Source organism: Deltaproteobacteria bacterium, assembly GCA_021737785.1.
Classification (GTDB): Bacteria; Desulfobacterota; DSM-4660; order Desulfatiglandales; family Desulfatiglandaceae; genus AUK324.
The window spans coordinates 1-23,177 of the sequence record JAIPDI010000013.1 but is presented as its reverse complement, the minus strand read 5'-3'; the positions used below and the strand labels follow the sequence as shown (position 1 = coordinate 23,177).

Genomic DNA, 23,177 nt, shown 5'->3' with positions numbered 1-23,177 from the left:
GATTCCCATACAGGGGCCAGGTTTCAGGTTTCGAGTGCCCTCTGAGCTGCGAACCCGCGCTTCGAATTCCGCTTTTGGGACGGCATACCCCTGGACCCTCTGAACCCCTTACATCTTATGCAAGGATAGCAATAGAAGATGACCCAGCAAACAACGGCAAAGGTATGTATCGCACAAATAAACTATAATTCGCAACACATTGAGAAACATGTGGAACGGATTAAAAATATTATCAGAGAGTACCAATCATACGATCTGATCGTTTTTCCGGAGCTGATCCTGCATGGTCATCCGTCTTTTGAAAGACCGGAAGGGTTTCTGTACAGAAAAATGAAGATCATGTACAGCGCCATATCCAGGGATTTACATCAGTTTGTGAGGGACCTGGATGCCAGGGTGATTATAGGGGAGCTGAAGAGATGGGGTGAACGATATTTTAATATGGCCACCTACATCGACAAAGACGGGGTGCAGAACTATACGAAAACCCACGTGCACTGGACCGAGCATTTTGTTCCCGGAAACCAATTGAAGGTTTTTGATTCCCCATTTGGAAAGATCGGCATTACCATCTGTTTTGATGCGGCCTTTTCAGAGGTGTGGCGGGTCCTTTCACTCAAAGGCGCTGATCTGATCGTCAATATTTCGGCGGTTCCAGTGACCTTCCCGGTTGATTATATGTGGCGTCGATTTGCCGGAGCAGCCATTAATAATCAGGTCTTTATTGTCTACGCCAACCGACCGGGCACCGCCTTTTCAGGGCACAGCGCCGTATTTAGCCCAAAAGGAGACGTATTAACAAGCGCCGGCCCCGAAGAGGCCGTTATTGAGGCGGAGATCGATCTTATTGAGATGCGGCAGTGGCGGATGGAAGAGGCGATCTATCAAAACAGACGCCCTCTGCTCTATCGTGAGATTGTAAACCGCCATAAGCCCGCGCCTGAGATAAAAACAGCATACGAATCCTGGTGACGTCACATCTTTCCTGCCAGGCTATATTGGTGTGTCCCCCTCATTCCGCGCTTCCTTCATCCCTGTCAATCCTGCCCCTGGATTGAACGGATGAAGCAGGAGGCGTCGTCGGACGAACCGCCCCCCGGGGCCGGGATCCAGATAAAGCCGTCGCCCCCGGTCTCCCATCCGTGACCCCACGAGGATGTATCGGGCGAACCGATGTCCGGGCTGCCCGCTCCGCCGGGCACATGCTCGCCGGTCCCCCATTCGCCCCCCCCGGACCAGCCGGAATCGGATTTAAAGGGCGGCCCCCCGCCGCCTTCCGGCATCCACAGGGTCCATCCGCCCTGGCCCAGCGCGCTTTCTCCCAGGACCCGCCAGTATCCCAGTTTGATCACATATTCGTTCCCCGGCACCAGCCACAAGTCCTGGTCTGACGGATCATCGGCCTCGAGGAACAGGGATCGACTTCCTGCGTCGATCCGCCACCTCCACCTGCTCAGTGAGTCCGGAAGGGTCACGGTGTAATGGGACGCCGTAAGATCGCTAAGCCCGGTGATCTCAACCTGTGCGCACCCATATTTCGTCGCCGGATAGGTGTCGCCCTCGATGGGGATGCTCCTGCCGTTGGGGATCAGGAGATATTCGATGGTGGATCTGTCATCCAGAAGCCGGCTGGTCATGATGCCGCTGCTGCGTCCGTGGGCAATGCAAAAGACCGCCAGCATACTGTCGGGCCCAAGGGATACGGCCGCAGATTTGAGGGCATTCAGGAGGTTTTCCTTTGACCCTGCGCCTGAAAGCGTCCACGAAATGGAACGTTCGGGAGGGACCTTGCCGTCGGAAAAAAGGGTGGTGATGGCGCTGCTCTCCCAGCCGTAGTCGTTAATGAGGAGGTCGCGGCCCCCGGCAATGGTGTAGTCCCAGCTGGTGATATAATACTCGTTTCCGGCCCACATGCCGCTGAAGAGGATGGCCCGATCCCCGGGGCGATAGCTCAAGGTGCTGGTTGCAGCCGTGCCGCTGGCCCCGAACTGGGGAAATTCCACCCCGCCCCAGTACCATATGTACCCATCGGTGGTCCGGATGGTATCCTTTGCCGAGAGGTAGGCCTCGTGAAAGTTTGGAGGCGCGCTGCCGACGTCCCGCCGAAAGGCGTACATATACTCGTCATGGAATCCCCAGGTGTCGGTCTGGCCCGGCAGAAAGTCGTACATGGAAAGGCCGAGGGCGTGCCAGTTATTGGCGGTCACCACTGCGGCATTCGGAAGCTTTGTGAGATCGTCTACAAATCCGCCCGAGAAACAGCTCCCTGTGGAAAACATCAGCGTGCCCCTGAATCCCGAAAGGGCCTCCAGGACCTCGCTGTCCCAGATCATGACCTGCTGATAGTCCCGAAAGGCGCTGGGCTTGCCAGTGCTGTAATCGTAGTATTCCGCGCGGACGGTTAACCCGGACAAAAAGAACAAACCCGCTGTTACGGCCACACAGACAAAAAGGAGTCGTTGTCCGATTTCTTTTGAGCCGTCAAAAAAGCACATATCCGATGCCCTCCTTGATGACGTTTATCCATTTGTAAAACCATACCTTAGACCCGCAGGTTTATCAACCGGTTTGTGCCCCTGTTCCGCTCCCTGTTTCTTATCGGGGTGAAAAGGAAACGCGCTGTAATTTCACCTTGATTTGACCTGGCAAGGAGGGGCGGACAGATTCTTGTTAACCCCCAAGGCCGTTTCACCTGAACTCCATCCCCAAAAAGCGAGTTCACCCAAGGCTCACCGCCTCTGACACCGCTTCAGGCGACGCATGTGGTTGGTCGGTCGCAGTCAGCTGCACTGTGGTCATGGATGGTGCGCCGGGTCACGACATGACAGGGGCGGCCTATATTGAGCGGATCGAGGGAGAGGGTAACAGCCTGAATATACCTTGACAGCAATCATCGCCGGCTGCGAGGGATTTTTGAATTGTGAACTCCAATCTATCCCTCTCCACTCCCAGAAGTGCACAAAAAATTTGCCGGTCCATTTCCATCAGGGCCTCGCAAACGGCTCTGTAGGTATTTTCAATGCCAAAAGGACAGCGATATCCTGTCCAGTAAGCGATGCCATCTCTCATTTCTATACTGGACGGAAGGCCTGCTTTGTTGGTCATATCAACAAATGCCTCCCCGGCCGCAATAAGGTCGGCTGGTTTCCATTTTTTCTTGAGGCCTGTGCCGACCTCAAATCCGTACTTACCATAAATTTCCTTTATCACAGGCAACACCGCATCTCCCAGGTTTTCATAAATGGCCACGCACAACTTTCCATGGAGGGTTTGCATGTTTGTTCGCTCCTTGTTAATCCCCATTTCTCCATTCCCCCCTCAAGGCACAGATGATAGAAAATCGTTTCCGCGCCAAGTTTATCCGATTCGTTGTTTACCGTATCGGCATAATGAAATCCTTTTGCGTTAACATAAAATGTTACGCACAACCTTCAGCATATCAATTAGGAGTCAAAAGGGGCCTGCCCTTGACTCCGAGTACGCCTGGCCAGCCCCTTATTGATGTTTCACAAATATCAACTTGCTCGTGTCAAAACCAAGACATGCGCCATATCCATCATGGCTTTTCACCGCCGTCCTTCTTATTCTCCTCCAAAACGTTATTGAACCTTTCCGCCTGCTGATCACCGATCTTTCCGATATCCCTTTTCAGTTTATGGTACTGCTTGACGGCCTCGTTGCCGATAGCGTGATCCATTGTATTTTCTCCGCTGTCGCACCCGGCAAGCATGAAAATGCCCACCATCATCAGGCAGATGCGCATGAAAATACTATTTCTGTTCAGCCGTTGCATCTTTTGGGCATGTTTGGTCATGACGAATGCCTTGCCTTGTTCCGTGAAAGCCCTCGGGAGCTTACGCGTTTCACCCCAACTTGATGTCCCAAAATGGAACTTCAAGTCCGTATACGCTTCGTTTGTCACACTGCCTACCGTATTTGAATGACTACCTTTCTCTCTCCATCACCCTCATGTCAAAAGGGGGTCTGACTTTTTCTCTTAATGAGTCTGGAATATAGCATATCTATCACGCTTCTTAAACATGAACGTTTCATGATCTTTCGATCCGAAAAAATATCCTCAAACCGCATGCCCTGGTTTATTACATGATACCCTGCATCTGCGTATTGGACCCCAGGAGGTCGGGAAATCTTTTTTCCTTGTAGGATCAGTCAGGCAAGAGTCAACGGCAGACTTGCCCCCGTACAGGCGTAGTAAACTCTTTCAACTGCGGGGTTTACGCACCGTTCACCGATATTCCGAAAACAATGACGATAACTATTTTCTTAGCAAGATGGTGGGTTTTATCCATTTTTCAACACCGAAACACGTTTTTTGAGAACAGCCCCTTTGTCGACCGGGCTCCAGCCAGTCAAACAATTCTCTTGAAAATAATCGCGAATATAACTATATTTTTAGGCAACCAGACCATGGTAATCGTTTTTTTGAGGGTATAACGATTTTTTGAGGCGTGAGGACCTTGGATTCGACACAGAGCCGGTTGGCGGGATATGCGTTTCTGATTGAGCAGCACGGGCTAATTGTTTTGCCGAACTGGCATACGTCCTCGGTCAGCCCAACAGGAACACTGCGCTCTACCATTCAGGACGGGCAGGTCGAAGCCGTCTATCCCCAGTCCTATTGGCCCGGAGGCAGGACGGGGGACCATCTGGAGTTCGCACTCAAGTACGACGGCGTCAACCTGGGTATCCTTTCGGCCCTTTTCGACGCCGTGGCGGCGGACGAGATTGTGGCCTGCATCACCTCGAAACCCACCGGAAAATATGCCCGCAGAGTGTGGTTCCTGTATGAATTCCTGACAGGACGCAAGCTCCCGTTGCCGGATCTCAACAAGGGGAACTACGTCGAGGTTCTGGAGCCGGATCGATACTATACCATAGCTCCCGGCCGTCGCGTGCAGCGTCAGCGGGTCGTCGACAATCTGCTTGGCAAGAGATCATTCTGTCCTATCATCCGGCGTATCGACGAACTCGCCGCCATGGAGGAATTCGACCTTCTGAAACGGTGCGAAGAGGTCATGACCTCTTACCCTCCGGAACTTCTCCGGCGAGCACTTAGCTATCTCTACAACAAGGAAACCAAATCCTCATTCGAGATCGAACACATCAAGCCAAGCGCCTCCCGGACAGAGAAATTTATTGGGCTGCTGGAAATGGCAGAGCACAAGGACTTTTGCGAGAAGCCTCTCCTGTTAGACGTGCAGAATCGCATCGTCGATCCTCGCTTTCGGGAGGCGGACTACCGGCCAAATCAGAATTACGTCGGGCAGACTATTTCCCGCCAGAAACAGCTTGTTCATTATGTCTGCCCGAAACCCGACGATCTTCCCGAACTGATGGAAGGGCTGCTTGCCGCCCACCAGCGCATGAAAGAAGGCGGGGTATCCGCCGTCATTCATGCGGCCGCCATCTCTTATGGCTTTGTCTTCATGCACCCTTTTGAGGATGGCAACGGCCGTATTCATCGCTTTCTCATCCACAACATCCTGTCCCTGCGCGGCGCGATCCCGAAAGGTCTCATGTTTCCGGTCTCCGCCGCTATGCTGAAAAACCCGGCGCTTTACGATCATTCCCTGGAGGCGTTCTCAAATCCACTGATGCGTCTGGTCGAATACGACCTGGACGATCTCGGCCAGATGACCGTGGCGGGCGAGACCGGCCGCCTGTACCGTTATATCGATATGACGGCCCAGGCCGTGGCGTTGTATGATTTCGTCAAACTCACCGTCGAACAGGAGTTGGTAGAAGAACTCAATTTTCTTGAGAATTACGATAAGACCAAACAAGCCATCCAGGAGATCGCGGACATGCCAGACCGCCTGGTCGATCTCTTTATCCGGCTCTGCCTACAAAATAACGGTCGTCTTTCGGCGGGAAAGAGAAAAGCACATTTCGGGTTCCTGACGGATAAGGAACTGGCCGGCATGGAAAATGCTGTCCAGGACGGGTACGCGAGGGACCGATCGTCATGCACCTGAAGGTGTCATTGCGGGATTAGGCCCGATCAGGGTATAATCGGTCGGGAAGGGGAATGCCGATTTTCTCACCTTAACACGGAACCGTTCCATGATCTCCATATCCATCCGGGCAGCAGGCATGAGATTGCCCCTGCTGTTCCACCCATCTGCCTCGGAAAAGTATGGAAGCGATATCGCCGACAGGGGGTGGAATTTGGCCGTTTTATAGGGTGAGGAGATTGGCATGACACGCAGATATGCCAACGCAGCCCTTTGGGGCCTGATTTTTCTTGTTCTTATGGGGGGTACGGGGTGCGGCGCAACCCGGGGCACTCCCATTTTCCTTGACACCCAAGGGGGTTTCCCCTATACGCCACTGCAGAAAAGAAGCGTTTCTGCTATTGCCGACGCTACCCTTCCTTCATCCGGAGGCTTCTTGAGAACATAACCGCACCTGTCCTCTGTTTTGGTAGAAGCGGGATGAAGGGACCTTTTGATCCGCCTGCCTTACCCTAACGAAAAAGGAGAATGTCGATGACTCTGATCAACACAAGCTGGAAGCGAATCATTGCCGCCGCCCTTGCACCCTTGTTTATGTTTATCCTGGCGACCCCGGCCGCCTTTGCCGACACCCCTTCAGGCGCGGGCGGTCTCTCGTGGCCCCGCCAGATCGCCAGCGGCAAAGAGACCCTCATCATGTACTCTCCCCAGATAGAGAAGTGGGATGGCGTTCGGATGGAGGCCCGGGCCGCGGTGGCGGTGGCGCATCAGGCCTCGCCCCAGGAGGATTTCGGGGTCATCTGGCTCACGGCGAAAACGGCTGTGGACCGGGAAAACCGGATTGTTGCACTCAAGGAGATTCAGATCGCCAAGGTCAGCTTCCCCGGTGCACCCGGAAAGGCGGATCTTTACACCCGGATTCTGAAGGGCAGGCTCCCTTCAGAAGGGATGACCGTTTCTCTGGACAGATTTCAGACGAACCTGGCGGTCACCGAGGCCCAGAGCAAGCCCCAGACCCCTCAGGAGGTCAAAAACGATCCTCCCCGCGTCTTCTTCAGCACCAGACCGGCCATGCTCGTGCGGGTGGACGGTACGCCGGTCCTGCGCAAGGTCGAAGGAAGCGATCTTCTAAGGGTAATCAATACTTGGGCGCTCATCCTGTTTGACACGGCCGGAGGGAAGTATTATCTCCGGATACTTGGACACTGGATGGAAGCCGGCGCCATAGAGGGCTCCTGGACGCTCTCGGTTGCACCGCCGGCCTCGCTGGAACCGGTGCGGCAATCCCTGGTTCAAAACCAGCAGGTCAACATGCTCGATGACCCTGGGCAGGCACTCAAGGCTGCTGCGGCCAAGGGGCGGTTCCCGGAGCTGTACGTGAGCACCATGCCGGCTGAATTGATCCAGACCCAAGGAGAGCCGTCCCTTGCCCCGATCGACGGGACAGGACTCCTGGACATCTCAAATACCGACGCAAACGTGGTTCTGGACCCGACACAGGGGGTGTACTATGCCCTCCTTTCCGGCCGATGGTTCCACACCAAGAACCTGGAGAAGGGACCCTGGGAATACATTCCCCACGACCAGTTGCCTCCGGATTTTGCCAAAATTCCCGAGAACCACCCAAAGGGAGCGGTCCTTGCCTCGGTGGCAGGAACGCCTCAGGCCAAGGAGGCGATCATTGACAACAGCATCCCCCAGACCGCCCAGGTGGATCGTAGGACAACGGCTCTGACGGTTAACTATGACGGCCAACCCCAGCTCAAGGGCATTGAGGGAACGCCGCTGAAATACGTGGTGAATGCCCCGTTTCCCGTCATCCGGGTGGACAATACCGCCTGGTATTCCCTGAAGGACGGCGTGTGGTTCGTCTCACAGCCCCCGACCGGACCCTGGGCCGTGGCAGGTGCGGTCCCTGCAGTGATCTACACCATTCCCATCGAGTCCCCGCTCCACTATGTGACCTATGTGTATGTCTATGGCGCTACCGCTGAAACCGTTGTGGTGGGCTACACCCCCGGCTACTATGGAACGGTGGTCGCCCCGGCCGGCGTGGTGGTCTATGGCACGGGGTATGTCTATCCCCCATATGTCGGGGCCGTCTGGTACCCCTATCCGGTGACCTATGGATTCGGGGCCGGCTTTGCCTGGGGGGCTGCCACAGGATTCGCCTTCGGCTTTGCCGCGGGCGCCATCTGGGGAGGGGCCTGGGGTCATTGCAGCTGGGGAGGGGGTGATATCAATATCAACAGGACCATCAACATCAATCACAACAATGCCTATAACCACTGGAACCGCAACCAGGTTGCTTCCAATGCCCACGACCGATGGAATGCCATGTCGCCCCAGGAGCGGCAACAGGCAAGGGAGGGTGTGGCCCAACGACGGCCCGGAGACCAGGGCGCGGGCAAGTTCGCCGCGGATCGGGACTCCCGCGCAGGGGGGAGGGCGCAAGGCCTTTCAAGCAGGGATGAGGCGCTTCCGAAGGGTCAAGGGGAGAAACGGCCCGACGATGTCTTTGCAGGAAAGGATGGAAATGCCTACCGCCGGGGAGGAGATGGCGGCTGGGACAGGAGCGGGAGCCGGGGCTGGAGCAGGGGCGACCTTGGCAACAACGACGTTGCCCGCGATCTCGGACAACACCGGAACGCACGCAGCATGGCCGAGGGCCGTGAGACATCCTTGGGTCGTCAGGGCGGCCTGGGGGGTCGATTTGGAGGGGGCGGATTCCATGGCGGCGGCAGGCGGTGAAGAAGCTGCTGCGGTACGCCGCTCTACACGGGTGTGCTATTTTTCCATGGGAATGAATGCCATCGGGGGTTAATTTCTCCTTGACATCATCATATGGATATGTACAATAACCAGTACATGTACAGGAGGTTTACCATGAAAGCTATTACATACACGGCGGCTCGGCAAAATCTTGCTAAGACCATTGAAAATGTATGCAATGATCATGCACCGGTTATTGTCACGCGAAAAACGACCGATTCCGTGGTCATCATGTCACTTGAGGACTATGAAGCCCTTGAGGAAACAGCTTATCTTTTACGTTCTCCAAAAAATGCAAAAAAACTTATTGAGTCCATTGCCCAACTTGAAAATGGAAAAGGAACAGAAAGAAAGCTTATGGAATGAAGCTCATATTTTCTGACAATGCATGGGAGGATTATCTATATTGGCAGAATACTGATGGGAAAATTCTCCAAAGAATCAATCGCCTCATTAAAGACATTAAACGCAATCCAGTTGAAGGCATTGGAAAGCCGGAAGCACTCAAACACGCCTTATCAGGTTACGGGTCCCGAAGAATCAATGATGAGCATAGAGTAGTCTATAAAGCCTCTTCAGATGCCATCCTAATTGCCCAACTTCATTATCATTATTAATGTCAAACCAACGCGGGCATCACCTGGAGGCGAGCGCCTTTTCTCGCCGATCAGGTGCATGCATTTTGGTTAGGCTATCTTCAATGCGTATTTTGTCTATAGCTCGAAAAGGTTCCTTGGACTTATTGTCAAGATGTCATTTCCTTTATCAGTGACCAGGATCAAGTCTTCCAATTTAACCACACCAACATTCTTATCCATCATGTGCATATCCAACGCAACTACATAACCATCAGAAACCTCAGAATCATCGTACATAGATAGAATGGGCGGCTCATTCAATTCTAATCCAACGCCATGCCCGATCATACGGCTCTTTTGCCCTTTCCCAAAATTTAGGAAAGCATCGGTAACCTTGAGCTCTTTAGATTTTTCTATCGCCATTTGATAGATTTCACGACATTTCAATCCTGGCTTAATAGTTTGAATGAGGTAATCAGCGATCTCTTTTAAATGGCTATACAAGGTTCTAATTTTGTCATCGGCCTTCCCTAAAACATAGCTTCTCGTTTGGTCTGCATGGTATCCGTCTACCAATGTCGGGATGTCAACGATGACTATATCTCCCGTTGAAATTGGTCGCTTAGAAGGTCCGGCCGGGACTGATGGACTCAAACCCACCCCGGTTATCGTATAAACGACTCCGCTAATCTTGAAAAGATTGGGGCCGGAGGAAATAGGACCTCTGCTCATAAAAAAATCAGGTTGTCTAATGAAAAATATTCCTTCATGTCCGGCCAGTCGGTGAGCGTTTTCAACAGCAGCAGCGAGCTCGAGCTCTGTGATTCCTTCCTTCAAGCTTTCCAAAACGGCAAGGTGCCCCATATGAATCGCCTGGCAAGCCTTTTTGATTATCGATATTTCTGAAGCTTCCTTCCTTTTTCTTTGTTCAAATACTACAGGTGATATATTGACAAATTCATAGCCGGGGAAAGCCTGCTTGTATTTGGAAAATTGATCGACTGTCAGGATATCTAATTCGGTTCCTATCCTCTGTTTCGTCCCTGAATTTTGAAATACACTTTTGTAAACATTTCCTAGTTTTCGTTCTTCACTTATTTTGTCCCTTGGAATAAATGCATCGTTTAGCGCGAATTCAAAACCGCTTCTAACAAAAAGGAAGAAGTCTTCCGGCAAAACCACAAGATATGCTGGCTGTGCCGTGCCAGTATAATAAAGTATGTCGCGAGAATAGAACAGGAGAGCTCCGGACAGTTCCTCATTCTGTAGTTCTTTTTGTAAGCAATTGATTCTACTATCGTATCCCATGGTAACTCCTTCGAACATTTAGGCTCCGCATAACCGGATGGCAATGGAGCGTAGCGGAATTACCAGTCCGTGTTGATGCGGTTGTTGCAATATTTTTATGATTTTATGGAGTGTCTCTTTTGCTCTCAGTCAACAGCCAACGACTGACCATCTATTTACTCGAACCGGTTGGAATCGGCATATCTTTTATGGCAGCATTGATAATGACTGGCAGCCCACTTTCGGCCAGCTGTTGTTCTGCGTTGACTTCGACGAAGGTCAACGGGTAGTTAACGGAGTACATCTTCTCCAGGAGTTTCTTGATGCTCCGGCGGACAGGTTGTGGTGTTTGAAACCCTGTCCGCTTGGGGCTATCGCTGAGAACAACCTGCCAATATGAAGCGGGGGCTACGACGGCAAGCGGCAGATCAACAAGGTTATCGATCTTGCCAACGACGCTGGCCCACTGCGAACACAGTGGACATCCATCGACCCCACTCCATGCCTTTCGGATTGCGACTCCGTATGCCAGGACTTCTACGATCGCCCGCAGAAGGTATTCGCTTGGTTTGATCTTCAGCTCGATTGCAACCGGGATTTTCTCTGCCGTGGCACCCAAAAGATCGAGTTCACCCCAGCCACTATTCTCATTCGTATCACGCAACATCACCTGGTAGCTCACGACCTTTCTAAAAGGGATCGCGGGATCAAGGCCATCTTCGACTTTTTCCCACTTTCTGAAAATCGTCTCCTCCCAGTGTTTCTCAGCGGGCGGGACGCTGGGGGTCAGATCGTGACGGTCCCTGCGGACTAGGGTATATTCATTTTTGCGCACCGGCGCGACACAATATGTATTGTCGATCAGCATCTCAAGATTATCGGCGATGAAATCTGCGTGCTGATCTGCGAAGGTCAATTGGATCATGTCTTTGATGTCGTGGAGGCTCATGCTTTTGTCGAGAACGTTTTGCTGTCTGTTCATACCGTTTCTTCTCCCTTCACGATCGGTTGATATCGTAGTATTCTCCGTCGGTCAACACTTTGACATTTTCGAACAGTTGCGGGAACGCCATGGGGTCTGTTGTGTGGACGGGACACACAACGGCGCCCGCGAATGCTGTGCGCAAACGTTGCAGATCCGTGACCGACGCATGTCCCGACGTGTGGCATTTGTGCATGGGGATCCCCCGCCCCTTGAGCCATTTCAAGAACCGTTTCGTTTTCTCCTCCGCAAGATAGCCGTCCCACATCGAATAGACCAGGCACGCTCCGTCAAGGCATCCGGCGCTTTCCACATCAACCTGCATGGTCGGACGAAACAACATCACGGAGTTCTTGGACGCCGCCGCTAAATCTTCCGGGAAGATACGATAGGGCCGGTATTTAATTGCTACCGAGGCCTTGCCCGTGCACACGATCCGTTTCTTTTGGAATTTCGGCAGTAACACGCTTATGCCATCCCAATCCGCCTGCGGTAGTTTGCTGTTTCCAGTAGCCCGGAGGATCTCCGCAGTGTACATGTCGATGATGAACTGACGCCGGCATCGTCTTGCCGCTTTGAAAACAGTCACGAGTCGGTCGATGTTTTGCCCTGAGCACCAGACCAGCGGCATTCCTGTGGTGGCGCGAAAAATGTGCTCGAAATCTTTTTGCAGATTGTTTTCGGTCGGGAACCCCTTTTCGCTATTCTTCCGGCTAACGGTGGTGCCTTCCATCAGGAGAACATCTACGCCCGGCGGGGGGCGGGCGACCAGACGAGTGAACAGGGAACCCTTTCGGCCATGTTCGCGCAGGTCGCCCGTGTAGAAAATCCGTTTACCATCACCTTCGACAAGCACGGCATAGCTGTCGTAGGCCGAATGGTCCATCAGGTACGGCGTGATCTTGAAGGGACCAAGCGGGAGAGGTTTACCGTTTTCAAAATGCGTTACGTTCTCAAACGTCCCCCCGGATGGCGTGAATATCGCGGACGCCTCCAAAATCCGCTCAGTCGCCGTACCCATGAGGAAGCGTGTGGAAGGCGGAACCCGGAACGCCAGTCCATAGTGGTCGATATGCGGGTGTGACAACACCACGCCCAAGAGCGAGCCATCTGAGGTCTTCAGCCCTTTCACCCGGGGCATCTCAACCGATTCGGCATCCGGGCTGTCCAGCGGCTGACCGATATCGAGAACCAGCCGTTTTCCCTGCGACTCGATCTCAATGCAGGTGCCGCCGATCTGTTTAGCGCCACGCCGGATGCATATTTTCATGATCCAAACTCCAGTGCTGTTCCTTTGGGCTTCCATCAGGTGTTGTCGAACAGTCGTTCAAAGCCGGAAGTTTTTACCAAATCTTCTACTTTATTGGAGTCTAAAACGCAGTTGTCATAGTTCCCATCCATCCCGTTCTCATACAGCCCATCGATCCGCCCAACGATTGGACTCACTTGCCGCGCCACGTGTGGTTGCCATCCAAACCGCGGCGGAATCGTGGTCAAGTGCGGTGAAGGGTTAGCCCAGCAACGCGGGATTGCGTTGCCAAATGGCATAGGTAAGCCCAGATGCAAAACTCACCCACGCTATATAAGGAATCAGTAGAGCTCCCGCAATGGGACGCACGCGCCAGAAGGTGACAGCCGTGAAGAGAATGAGCGCCCAGAGGATGAGAATCTCACCGAACGCCAGGGCTCCCCGACGCCAAACAAAGAACAGCCATGTCCAGAGTGAATTTACACCCAACTGCATTAGAAACAATGAAAGAGCGATTCGTGCATGCCGAAAGCCACGCTCTCGCCAGACCAGCCATCCAGCGACGCCCATGAGGAGATAGAGCAAGGTCCAGACTGGAGCGAAAAGCCATGAAGGAGGAGCCCATGTGGGGCGGCTGAGTTGTTGATAGAAGTCTCCTGCGTTTGCGGATGCGTAGCCACCAATCGCAGCGGCCGCAAAGGTAACCGCGAGCCATCCCACCAAACCGAGAAGTTGCTTTTGCATTGAACCGTATGCCATAGGATTGCCTTTATGGCCCGAAGCGGGCCGAAGGAGACGTTATCTCACTGTTGACTTGTTGCGGGATCAATGAAAACAAGTTCCCCCAGAATCGTTCCGGAAAGTGGTATGGGTTTCCGGCAAAAGGACGGATATCCGTTCAAGCAAATCATCCCGTTCCTGGATATCTCTGAAAATCCTTTGACGCTCTATCCCCCGGGTCATATTGTGGTGCAATACGCCGGGTGCGTCTAATCGTCCTGTCCTCGCATGCTCGAAATATTACCGGTCATTGCATGTCTTTAAAGTTATTCAGTTCCTTATGGACGTCCCGAAAGCCATGCCTAAGGGTTTGCCGATTTCCGGTACCGCAGTCCCAGCAGTTGCAGTTCCTCATGCCCATCAGGAGGTACCGAGAGGATCTGGGCCGAACTTCCGCCCTTGCGGCCGAGACCGCATATGTAAGCGAGGGTATCGGAGACGGGAACGAGCACGTTGGTGTCGAAACCGAGCATGCCTTCCGCAACGAAAAGGCTTCCTGTCCCGCACGAGAAGACGCTCTGGCAATTCGTTGCCTCGTATGTACCAAGACGGGTTGTCCAGGCGGCGGGGATCGCCGGGAGGGTGTAGTATTCGGCAGCGAGCAAGCTTTGCCCTTTGCCGTGCCAGATCATCACATTCCTGCCCGAGATCTCGCTGAATTCGTACTCCCTGGCCTGAGATCCCGGGGCCGAGAGCCAACCGTTCGCCTTCGGCACCACATGGATGGTGGTGCCGTCGTCCGGGTTTGTCCACTCGAGTGCGCCGGGTACGCTCCGAACCCTGATGAAGGGAACGGGAGAAGCATACAGCGTTCTGGAAAAGACGTAGACGCCCTGGAGGGCATCCAACCTGGCCTGATCCCATGCCACAGCTGGTGAGTAAGGTGGCTCAGGGAAAGGCGTAGGAGTGAGGCCGGTCTTTTCCTGGAGGGCGAGCTTCAGGGCCTGCTTGGCAATTTCCTCGTAAAGGATCTGCTCGTCATTGGCGAGGACCACAACCCCGAGATTATGATCCCTCAGGATTTCGAGGTGGCTGCGAAAGCCCGGATTCCCGCCATTGTGATGACAGACCCTTCCAGCATAGGCAAGATCGGCGTCATCGAGAAACCAGATCAGACCGATTCTGTTATCGAAATCGAGGGGGATATCGCCGTTTTGAGGGGTGAGCATCCTTTCCAGGGTTTCCGGTTTGAGGACCTGTCCTCGCTCACCCTCGCCCCCAGCGTTGACCATTTTGATGAATTTTGCCATATCCTGGATTGTCGAGATGATGGCTCCGGTTGTGCTCCCATTGTTGTAGAACTGGGGTACTTCCTGGCCTTCCCGGTAGCCTTTTGCCAGATTCGCGGAGACCTTCGGGCTGTCGATGGAGACGGAGGTGTGGTCCATGCCGAGGGTCTGAAATAGTGCGTCCGAGTAGGCCTGGAAGCTCTGGCCCGAGGCATTGGCGATAATGGTGGCAAGAAGGGAGATGGCGCTGTTGGAATATGCCCAGATGAAATTGGTCGGATAGGTCAGGTACTCGCCCTGGAGATAGGTGACGAGCTTGGTATTGAAATCAGGGTCTGGTTCCGCAGTATAAACCCCGTTGTCGATGTCGCCCGGAATGCCGGAATGGTGCGTCAGGATCGAACGGATCGTGATCGGACCCCCTTCAGCAAAGCCGAGAGGCGGCTGGATCGAAAAGGTCGGGATGAATCGCGTCAGGGGGTCGCCGACATCGAGCAGCCCCTGGTCGGATAGCTGCATGATCATCGTGCCGGTGAAGGTCTTCGTAACCGAGCAGATTCGGTACACTGTGTCGGGAGTGGCCAAGGTGCGCGCCTCCGCATCGGCGTAGCCAAAGCTCTTTGCCCAGACCACCGTCTGGTCGTCCACCAGGGCGATCGAGATCCCGCCGGTTGCCCCGCTGTCAGCCAGTTGTTTCTGGATGGAGGCAGTCATCTGGGTGATGGTATTGGCGTAAGGGGTTGGGGTATCGGCGTCCCCGCCGGAACAGGCGGCAAGGAGTGCGACGAGCGGCAGAAGCAGTAACGTACGTGTTGGTCTCATCATCATCTTGTTTTCTCCTTATTGTTAGCAGTTCTCCCCGCTCGACAGCATAACCGATGGCCGGTTGGGCAAGCCCCAGTAATTTTGCCATATCTGTCATGCGCCCCCCAAGCTCTCTGACACACCAGTAACAGAAAAGACGCCTCGCCTCGGATATTCTCTTCTTCCTGCTGCCTGAATACGTCACGCAGTATCCTCTCGTCGCCCTTCACACCATCCTGCCGGTTCAATCTCAGCTTCTTTACCTCTTTCCATCCCCCGAGGCTTCTGATCAAACCGCCGCCACATAGGAGGTATGGGTTTCCGGCAAAATGACGAATATCCGTTCAAGTAAATCATCCCGGTCCTGGATATTTCTGAAAATCTTCTTACGCTCTATCCCCCGGGTCATATTGTGGTGCAATACGCCGGGTGCGTCTAATCGTGCCGTCCTCGACATGCCCGAAATATTACCGGTCATTGCATTTGTGTCACGTTATTTAGGTTCTTATGGACGTCCCGAAAGCCCGCGCCCTCTTCTGCATGGAGTTGTTCGCTATCATAAGAAGCAATTCTCAACTTCGTCACACTCAAAGCGCACCTGCTTAAGCAATTCGGCAGTTTCATAAGGATTGCCCCTTTGGGTGGTTCTGCCCCTTTCAGCGATCAGATGAAGACGACGCTTGGCCCTGGAGCAAATGACATAAAGTAGTTTTGATTCTCGTTCTGATGCCTCTCGTTCGGATCCATTTATTATCACAGACCAGTGCGGCACGTATCCTTTGAGAAGGCCGAAGGCTATCACAGTGTCGTATTCCTCCCCTTTCACTCCGTGGCACGTGCTCACCACGACGCCAGCAGGATGGCTGAATAGTTTTCTGAAGCTAGCAATATCGGTAGGGATTCCGCCCTCCGCATTCGCAATACGGTTCTCAGCTTTTTCGAAGAACGTATTGAATGAGATATGCAGTGCATCGCTTGAGGCAAGATCAAGACCTATCTTCACCAAGAATTGGGAAAAAACATCTCGCAGATAGGGCATACCCTCTGTTTGAGTCGAAGACATTGCATTAATCAACCTGAGCAGTCGCCTTGGAGTCACAATGATTTCAGGAGGCGACATGTTACCGAGCGTGCCTAAATCAGAGAGGACTTCTTTCGCCCAGCGAATCCGGGTCCGCGTTCGAGATGGGGAAGGATTCATGAGAAACAGCCTGCCAATCTTAAACCAGAGATTGTCCCGCGAGCTATGTAGGGGAGATAGCCCGGGTGCATCGAAGTCAACTTGGGGAAGCAGGCCGACCAGCCTCCGAGCAAGTGCCCGAATATGCCACCAATGTGGCGCTAGAACGCAAATGTCCTGCGGTGCCACGCCGTCTTCCAATGCGCTCTTAATAAGAGCAGCAATATTTGTAGGGAGGTCCTCCTTAAAGATTGTTTGATTTTGGAATGTTATGAAACCAGCGGAACCGGCATAGTCTGTGCGAGATTCGATGACTGGGGCAGACGATCTAAGGCGGCGATAAAAGTCAATGATGCGCTGTGTAGATCGATAATTCCCTTTCAACTCCAAATGAACAACATTATCAAGACCAAATTCGGTCGCGATCTCCTCTGGTGACTTTGTGAGAGCTCCCAACGACTCGTAAATCGACTGATCCGCATCACCGACAAAGAAGAGTTTGACCGGTGAGGCAGCGGCCCTAAATATCGTGGACAAGATGCCAAACTGTAGATCCTGGATATCCTGCACCTCATCCACACAGACTATACGAGTGATAGAGGCCAGAGTTGCCGCTACTTCGGGGTGTTTTGTGAGGATGCTGAATGATAGATAGAGCACGTCGTCATAGTCAATGAGCTTCATGTCCCGAAGTCGGGCTTTGTATCGTTCGAATATCATGCGCCTGTTATGGTCTGCGTTGAGATCGCACCCGGATCGCGTCTGTGTTGTATCGATCTCCATATAGAGAGGAAGCTTCGCGTCCCGCTTCAATTCATCCAAGAGCCGTTCAGTACAGAATTCGTCTGCGACGGTGAACCCGAATCTGGTAATCTCAGAGTAAGGAGCGTAAGGCCGTAAAACCCATTCGAGTGCAAATGCATGGATTGTTCCTGCCCAAAGACAGTCCATTGCTACATTTTCTTGATCCAAACGTGCCTGAATTTCGTCTGCCGCTCGGTTTGTAAAGGTGAGGGCAATGACACGTTCTCTGCCGGATTTGAGTTCGTTCAGCCCACGGATTACACGAGCTGTCAATACGCGAGTTTTCCCACTCCCAGGACAAGCGGTAATCGCGACGTTTCCATCACATTCAACCGCGGCTTTCTGCTCTGAATTAAGACGAATCATTGTCCTCAGTATTCTTCAAGATATTGGCAGAAAAGCGATAGTGGGTCAGAGGGTACAGCCTCGCGGAAGGTCGAAAGAAAATCGCTTGGGCTCATACGCTCCAATTCCGTGAGGGACGGCAGAACCTTGCGGAGAGTGTCGTCTTCGTAATTAGCTTCAGCCGTAGCCCTGAATAACCCTATCTGTTTCAACGAGCTCTCATCGATGCTCGCATGACTGGCAAAGGCAACCGCTTGAAGAATATAATCAGGAATGTTGGTTCGTGAAACAAGTTTCTCGGACAACAAAAGAGCGAACCAACCCTTTCCTAGTTTTCCTGAGAGCCGTAGGATCTCCTTGCCGTATGTTGGGGGATCATCCGATTCCAGTCTCTGTTTGCTTCTCTTTTTGAAGCCAGCATTGTTGTAGATATTGTTCAGGGTGCGCACCACTTCCCACGTGTTACCGGCACTAATGAATCCCACTTCAAAAGTATGATCGGTGAAAAAGGCGCGAAGCCATGGATTGCCATCGGCGAGTTCCTGGAGACTCTGGTGCCGAGACTCGCCTGACTTCTCTGCTGCTCTCGCGTGTGCCTGGTCTTTGGTGTCGTCTTCTGGATCGTCAGGGAGGTCGATGAGAGACGTGTCACGGTCTGTAGCAATTGCACAAGGACGCTGAATTCGATCATCGGCGAAGATGACTGCAATGTGAAGGAAAAATGCAGAACTCATTGTTATTACACTGAAACCAAGCTCGTCTGGGCTCACACCAAACACCGCCCGTAACATTGCAGGGATCATGATCTGCTCTGCGGCCCCTTCAACCAATAGAACGCCTTTGGCAAACAGCAATGTTGAACGAACGGCATCCAAGTATCTCTCTACACGTGTCACTATCTCAGGCGAAAGACCGCGCGCGGGTTGGTAAACCTCCGCATGGTCGGCCTTCTTTGCAAGAATGTTGACGCTCGCGATTTGAGCAGCAGACGATATATGCGTAGAGTGGGTGGAGACAATTACTTGGGTCCTTCTTGAAGGAAGTTTGGAAAACAAGGACTTCTGTATGTGTGTATGGATATGGGCTTCTGGTTCTTCGATCAACAGGAAATGAGCTACTCGGTCACTCGAGAGCTTGAACTCATACTCAAGTAGCTTTAGAGCCACGTATATGAGGTTCGCACCCCCTAGGCTCTGCTCGTGCAATTCTCCACGATAGTCTGAAACCGCGCTGTCCCCCACGAGCACACTAAGGCGCTGAAGGAGCTTCTCCATTGAATCTGGGAGAGCGGATTTAATGCTTATCCCAGGCGCATACGTGTGCCCAACTGCATTGTGTAGCGTAGCCTCGATTCCGTTCGCTAATCTTTTAATTTCCTGTAACGAGGAGATATCACTGTTAAGGTCAGCAATTTTCCCGGTAATCCGTTCAGAATCCGCGATCATGATAGATGATTCCATACCCCGCAGTAGAGTCAGAAGCGGATTGCTGCGATAGCCACGCATATCGGCAATAACATCACGGAGTGCCGGCACAAAGGTGCAGGCGACTTCCTGATAGATTGGTTGCACTTTGACACCTATGACATCTTGGTCGTCGTCCTCGGGATTAGGAAACTCACCCGTATCGAAATCGCCGACATATGCTTTGTATATCTGATCGTCCAGAAAGTTTCCACGTGCTCGACCCGTCCACACAGGCTCGTAATCGTCAACTGTCAGGCTGGATAGATACTCGTCCGGATCCTCGCCTTCGCTTGACAACTCGTACAATTTCTTTCGAATCTCGCCTTTTGGTCGAAAGAAGAACGAATAGGTGGCGGTGTTCGTTCCATCCATGTGCGCTGTGTTATGTCTAAGAAGCTGGCACCCTTCCGATGAATCCAGATTCGAGAAGTCTGCAGATACCACGATCCAATGTCCACGCCACTGCCCGAGATTGCGGCAGAATTCTGACTCACGAAGGTACACGGCATTTCGCGTGAGAGACTCATCAAGGAGAATGCGCAAAGCATGCAGAGCATTCGTCTTGCCGGAGCCATTCTCTCCGATTAGCGTGTTGACCCCCTGTCGGAAGGAAAACTTGGCCTTTGCAAAACTCCTGAAGTGGCGGATTCTCAATTCCGTAATATGCATACAATCACATCCTCCAAATGCAAACTCCACAAATCAGCGAACGCTTGGGCTCAGGGACGGCGGTGCGATAGCGCCGATGTCCCTTGGAGCCCTTTGTTGGGCAATTTACTCTTTGTTTGTAGGAAATGGTCCTTCATGTCCTTTACTCCAGCCCAACGCAACGATTCCTATAACCAAAACCTCCAGACTGACCCAGACGACGCCAAAAGGGAACGCGATTGGGAGCGCGACAATCGCAAACAATATTGCTGACCAATCTTATTTTTAATTTTTATCTACCATGATTATCTGCGCTCAAGTTTATCTATGAGAGTTTCGACCCGAGAAATACTTTCTGCCGAACCACCGAGCAGCTCGTGAAGCCAACTTTCACACACAGCAGCGGCGGCCCATTCAGAGTGTCCATGAGAATTTGCGCCAATCTGGAGGGCTCGGTGTCGTGAAGTAGTTGCTTCGTTAAGAAGACGTTTCAGCTCATCCTGCCTCTGCCCTTCTGGCATTGTTTTTGCTCTCTCAATTCTTGGTCGCCATGAGCGTATGGATTGGGTGACTTTGGCTCGGGCTTTCTTCTTCAGCCAACCCGATGTTGCGCTCTCGATTTTTCGTAGTTCATCTTCGTTGAAGCTCATGGGCCATTTCTCCTGCCAACAAGTTATTGAACAGTTTCCGTTCAATATCGTCGAGTTTCGAGCGTGCGGATACCAAGACCACGTTGTATTAATAAAACCAGTTGATATGGTTAGAGCTTCTGTTTAATCCCGATGCTGTGCGTTCCGATCCCCATTCTGGGGAGAGTCGTCCGGAGTCTACTGCATTGGCTTGGAAACGTCATTCATTTCTACCCTTGCCGCATGTTCATCCGGTCAGCCTGTGAGATCTGCAGGGCACCGTGGAGGTTCAGGTTCCGTTCTTGAAAATTCCGGATAGTTTGTGTTGATGGTTTTCGCTCCCAACAGCCCGGAGAAACGCTGTTAGGAGGTGGGTAGGGGATATTTGAGAGGATAATTCATAAGAAGAAAGCTCAAAGGTCAAAGCTGAAAGCTGAAAGCTGAAAGCTCAAACCCGAAAGCCCAAAGTTTAAGGTTCAAGGGTACTGGGAATTCGGTAGTTGTGGGGAATCATATTGAAAATAATATGAAAGTCAAGGGAAATCGCGGCGGCGTCGTTGATTAGGACGGCGCCTCTGGTTATCACGGTCCTCCTCTTTCAACACTGGATTGTCGCCGGCTTGTAGGCGGGGGCGGTCAATGAGTCGTCGTATCGTCTCACCGGAGCCCGGGGTTTACATGGCCCGCTGATTCCTGGGCAGCTTCATCATCTTCCACAGAGCCGGGGTGTTTATGGAAAAAATCCCAGATGATGTCCGTTGCATTGATCCTGTCAGAAGTCATTCCAACCATGCTTTCCGGCAAGAGGCTTTTGCCGCCAGCCCAAGTGTGGCCGAGGCCATCGACAGCGATGTAAACCACCTCTGCATCATTGCTGCAAGAACCATAGGTTTCGGTGCGGACGCCGTTGAAGTGGGAAATGCTCACTGGTGTCATTGCGCAGCCAAGCGCTTTGGCCCACTTCAGTATCGACTCGCGCACGGGCGGTTTTGGTTTGGCGCGAACTCTGTCGCTGGCGCCGGTTGCGAGTTTCGGCACGCCGCCCTCGATCAGGTTCAGTGGATCGGCCGTACCCGTGATGTAGCACATGGAGACCGGATGCCGGAACTTGGGGGGATCAAACCACAGCGCGCCCGCGACGGGCGCAATGGCGGCGATACGATTCGGCAATTCCGCGCCGACGCGAAAGCTCATTGAGGCACCGTTGGAGAAGCCAGTGAGGAAAACCCGCCGCTCGTCCAGTGTGAACCGAGCGGCAAGATCGTCGAGCATAGCAGCGATGAAGCCGACATCGTCTGCAACTTTCTGGCCGGGATAAAACCGGTCGGAGCCGTCGTTCCATAGCTGAGGGTTGCTTGCAAAGCTGCTTCGCCGTGCAGGGTCGCGCGCCATGGCGTTGGGAAAGACGACCAAGAATCCCTCCTTGTCGGCCTTCACCGCCCACCCTGTCTCCCACATTGCGGCTTTGGCGGTACCCCCGCCACCATGCAGTATGATCACCATTGGCGAGGGCGTTTGCGGTCTGTAGGTGGCGGGAACATGGACAATGTAGGTCCGCTGCAAGTTGTTTACGGTGATTGCAAGTGTGTGGCTGCCCGGTTGCGCGTGCTTGTTCTGAGAGTAAACATTCTGATGATTGAACTCCAAGACAGAGAAGCAAACAAGGAAGATCGCCAACGAGGCGGACATCTTGTCCCTGATCTTGCTATATCTCATTCCCGAATCACCTCCGCTGTCTCTTGCTGCTGCACCAGTGAATGGTTCGGCCGATTTGGCATCGGAATGCTGGCTGAGTACGTGCATTTCAGAGGTTGGTATCATGGTCGGTGTGTACCGGATTGAGCCCATGGTTCGGTACATCATCTTATAAACGGAATGCGTAGTCTTTGCATATTTTGCGTACAAGGTTGTCCCTGATTTCGTTATGACGCGGCACGGAGGACCTACCATTTCCTGCTGTGTTCTCCCACCAGGAATGACTGCCACCCTCACGCACAAACGCACAGCCATGCCTGCGCATATGTTTGATGAGTTCCTCACGCTTCATACCGTCACCAGTTCCTCAATAGTTGGGTTCGGCTGCTGCAATTGCCTCCAGCCTGTTGAACTCAAGGGCCTCCTTCAGAGTGACCTTTAGACTATTGAGCAGTTCATCACGAGTACGTTCTTGGCAGTTCACACCGGGAACCTCTTCAATCCAACCAATCCACCATTCGCCATCCTTCTTTGTGACAGCCCTATAAGTGTTGGCCATAATGTCCGACCTTTCGTTTGAAAATTGTTGTCGTTTACACTGTTTTGCCACCCATCTATTGCAGGACAACGAAAAAACGTCTATCTTGCCACGGATACCTTGAATTTAGGTAACATCTCAATAACTGGCGGTAACCCGTCTGGATTCCGGCCTTCGCCCGAAAGGAGGAAAAAACCCACCCCCCGCCATTCCCGC

At 52.7% G+C, this 23,177-nt stretch carries 21 protein-coding genes; 6 read left to right on the top strand and 15 right to left on the bottom strand.

The features are described 5' to 3' along the window. The first annotated feature begins 138 nt into the window (after positions 1–138). Positions 139–972, top strand: a complete 834-nt coding sequence (locus K9N21_08345) for a carbon-nitrogen hydrolase family protein (GenBank protein ID MCF8143912.1) — start codon at positions 139–141, stop codon at positions 970–972. 65 nt (positions 973–1,037) lie between these two features. On the opposite strand, the gene K9N21_08340 is transcribed toward K9N21_08345, so the two are convergent. Continuing rightward, positions 1,038–2,495 carry a hypothetical protein gene (locus K9N21_08340; protein ID MCF8143911.1) on the bottom strand — a complete coding sequence of 486 codons (1,458 nt, stop codon included), beginning with the start codon at positions 2,493–2,495 and terminating at the stop codon, positions 1,038–1,040. A gap of 197 nt (positions 2,496–2,692) precedes the next feature. Between K9N21_08340 and K9N21_08335 the strand changes: the two genes are divergently transcribed. Beyond that, positions 2,693–2,884: an FG-GAP repeat protein gene (locus K9N21_08335; GenBank protein ID MCF8143910.1), complete on the top strand. Its 192-nt coding sequence runs from the start codon at positions 2,693–2,695 to the stop codon at positions 2,882–2,884. Here K9N21_08335 and K9N21_08330 read toward each other — a convergent pair. Together K9N21_08330 and K9N21_08325 are read right to left on the bottom strand one after the other, a co-directional pair. Beyond that, positions 2,836–3,249: a hypothetical protein gene (locus K9N21_08330; protein ID MCF8143909.1), complete on the bottom strand. Its 414-nt coding sequence runs from the start codon at positions 3,247–3,249 to the stop codon at positions 2,836–2,838. The genes K9N21_08335 and K9N21_08330 overlap by 49 nt on opposite strands. 307 nt (positions 3,250–3,556) lie before the next feature. Further along, positions 3,557–3,814, bottom strand: a complete 258-nt coding sequence (locus K9N21_08325) for a hypothetical protein (GenBank protein MCF8143908.1) — start codon at positions 3,812–3,814, stop codon at positions 3,557–3,559. Between the two features lie 655 nt (positions 3,815–4,469). On the opposite strand from K9N21_08325, the gene K9N21_08320 reads away from it, so the two are divergent. The 4 genes from K9N21_08320 (at position 4,470) to K9N21_08305 (ending at position 9,364) form a co-directional block, all read left to right on the top strand. Continuing rightward, positions 4,470–5,996 (top strand): Fic family protein, encoded by a 1,527-nt coding sequence (locus K9N21_08320; GenBank protein ID MCF8143907.1) that lies wholly within the window; start codon positions 4,470–4,472, stop codon positions 5,994–5,996. 513 nt (positions 5,997–6,509) lie between these two features. Next, positions 6,510–8,726 (top strand): carbohydrate-binding family V/XII, encoded by a 2,217-nt coding sequence (locus K9N21_08315; protein MCF8143906.1) that lies wholly within the window; start codon positions 6,510–6,512, stop codon positions 8,724–8,726. A gap of 135 nt (positions 8,727–8,861) precedes the next feature. After that, positions 8,862–9,113, top strand: coding sequence for a type II toxin-antitoxin system prevent-host-death family antitoxin (locus tag K9N21_08310; GenBank protein MCF8143905.1), 252 nt, complete (start codon positions 8,862–8,864; stop codon positions 9,111–9,113). Beyond that, positions 9,110–9,364, top strand: a complete 255-nt coding sequence (locus K9N21_08305; GenBank protein MCF8143904.1) for a Txe/YoeB family addiction module toxin — start codon at positions 9,110–9,112, stop codon at positions 9,362–9,364. Before K9N21_08310 ends, K9N21_08305 begins: the two co-directional genes overlap by 4 nt. 96 nt (positions 9,365–9,460) lie before the next feature. Here the strand turns inward: K9N21_08305 and K9N21_08300 are convergent, their stop codons facing one another. From K9N21_08300 to K9N21_08245, 12 genes are all read right to left on the bottom strand, one after another. After that, positions 9,461–10,633, bottom strand: coding sequence for a Xaa-Pro peptidase family protein (locus K9N21_08300; protein ID MCF8143903.1), 1,173 nt, complete (start codon positions 10,631–10,633; stop codon positions 9,461–9,463). Positions 10,634–10,784: 151 nt separating this feature from the next. Continuing rightward, complete coding sequence (locus tag K9N21_08295; GenBank protein MCF8143902.1) at positions 10,785–11,594, bottom strand: hypothetical protein; 810 nt, start codon at positions 11,592–11,594, stop codon at positions 10,785–10,787. Between the two features lie 16 nt (positions 11,595–11,610). After that, a complete protein-coding gene (locus tag K9N21_08290) occupies positions 11,611–12,735 on the bottom strand; it encodes an MBL fold metallo-hydrolase (protein MCF8143901.1) in 1,125 nt (374 codons plus the stop codon). A 369-nt stretch (positions 12,736–13,104) separates the two neighbouring features. Next, complete coding sequence (locus tag K9N21_08285) at positions 13,105–13,602, bottom strand: tryptophan-rich sensory protein (GenBank protein ID MCF8143900.1); 498 nt, start codon at positions 13,600–13,602, stop codon at positions 13,105–13,107. A 323-nt stretch (positions 13,603–13,925) separates the two neighbouring features. Further along, complete coding sequence (locus tag K9N21_08280) at positions 13,926–15,680, bottom strand: beta-lactamase family protein (GenBank protein MCF8143899.1); 1,755 nt, start codon at positions 15,678–15,680, stop codon at positions 13,926–13,928. A gap of 265 nt (positions 15,681–15,945) precedes the next feature. Next, complete coding sequence (locus K9N21_08275; protein MCF8143898.1) at positions 15,946–16,134, bottom strand: hypothetical protein; 189 nt, start codon at positions 16,132–16,134, stop codon at positions 15,946–15,948. A gap of 78 nt (positions 16,135–16,212) precedes the next feature. Next, complete coding sequence (locus K9N21_08270) at positions 16,213–18,006, bottom strand: ATP-dependent helicase (GenBank protein ID MCF8143897.1); 1,794 nt, start codon at positions 18,004–18,006, stop codon at positions 16,213–16,215. Between the two features lie 5 nt (positions 18,007–18,011). After that, positions 18,012–20,120, bottom strand: coding sequence for an AAA family ATPase (locus K9N21_08265; GenBank protein MCF8143896.1), 2,109 nt, complete (start codon positions 20,118–20,120; stop codon positions 18,012–18,014). A 284-nt stretch (positions 20,121–20,404) separates the two neighbouring features. After that, on the bottom strand, positions 20,405–20,749 hold the full coding sequence (locus K9N21_08260) for a hypothetical protein (GenBank protein ID MCF8143895.1): 345 nt from the start codon (positions 20,747–20,749) through the stop codon (positions 20,405–20,407). Between the two features lie 636 nt (positions 20,750–21,385). Beyond that, on the bottom strand, positions 21,386–22,444 hold the full coding sequence (locus tag K9N21_08255) for an alpha/beta fold hydrolase (protein ID MCF8143894.1): 1,059 nt from the start codon (positions 22,442–22,444) through the stop codon (positions 21,386–21,388). A 148-nt stretch (positions 22,445–22,592) separates the two neighbouring features. Continuing rightward, positions 22,593–22,775, bottom strand: coding sequence for a type II toxin-antitoxin system HicA family toxin (locus K9N21_08250; GenBank protein MCF8143893.1), 183 nt, complete (start codon positions 22,773–22,775; stop codon positions 22,593–22,595). Positions 22,776–22,790: 15 nt separating this feature from the next. Further along, on the bottom strand, positions 22,791–22,982 hold the full coding sequence (locus tag K9N21_08245; protein ID MCF8143892.1) for a type II toxin-antitoxin system HicB family antitoxin: 192 nt from the start codon (positions 22,980–22,982) through the stop codon (positions 22,791–22,793). Positions 22,983–23,177 lie beyond the last annotated feature (195 nt).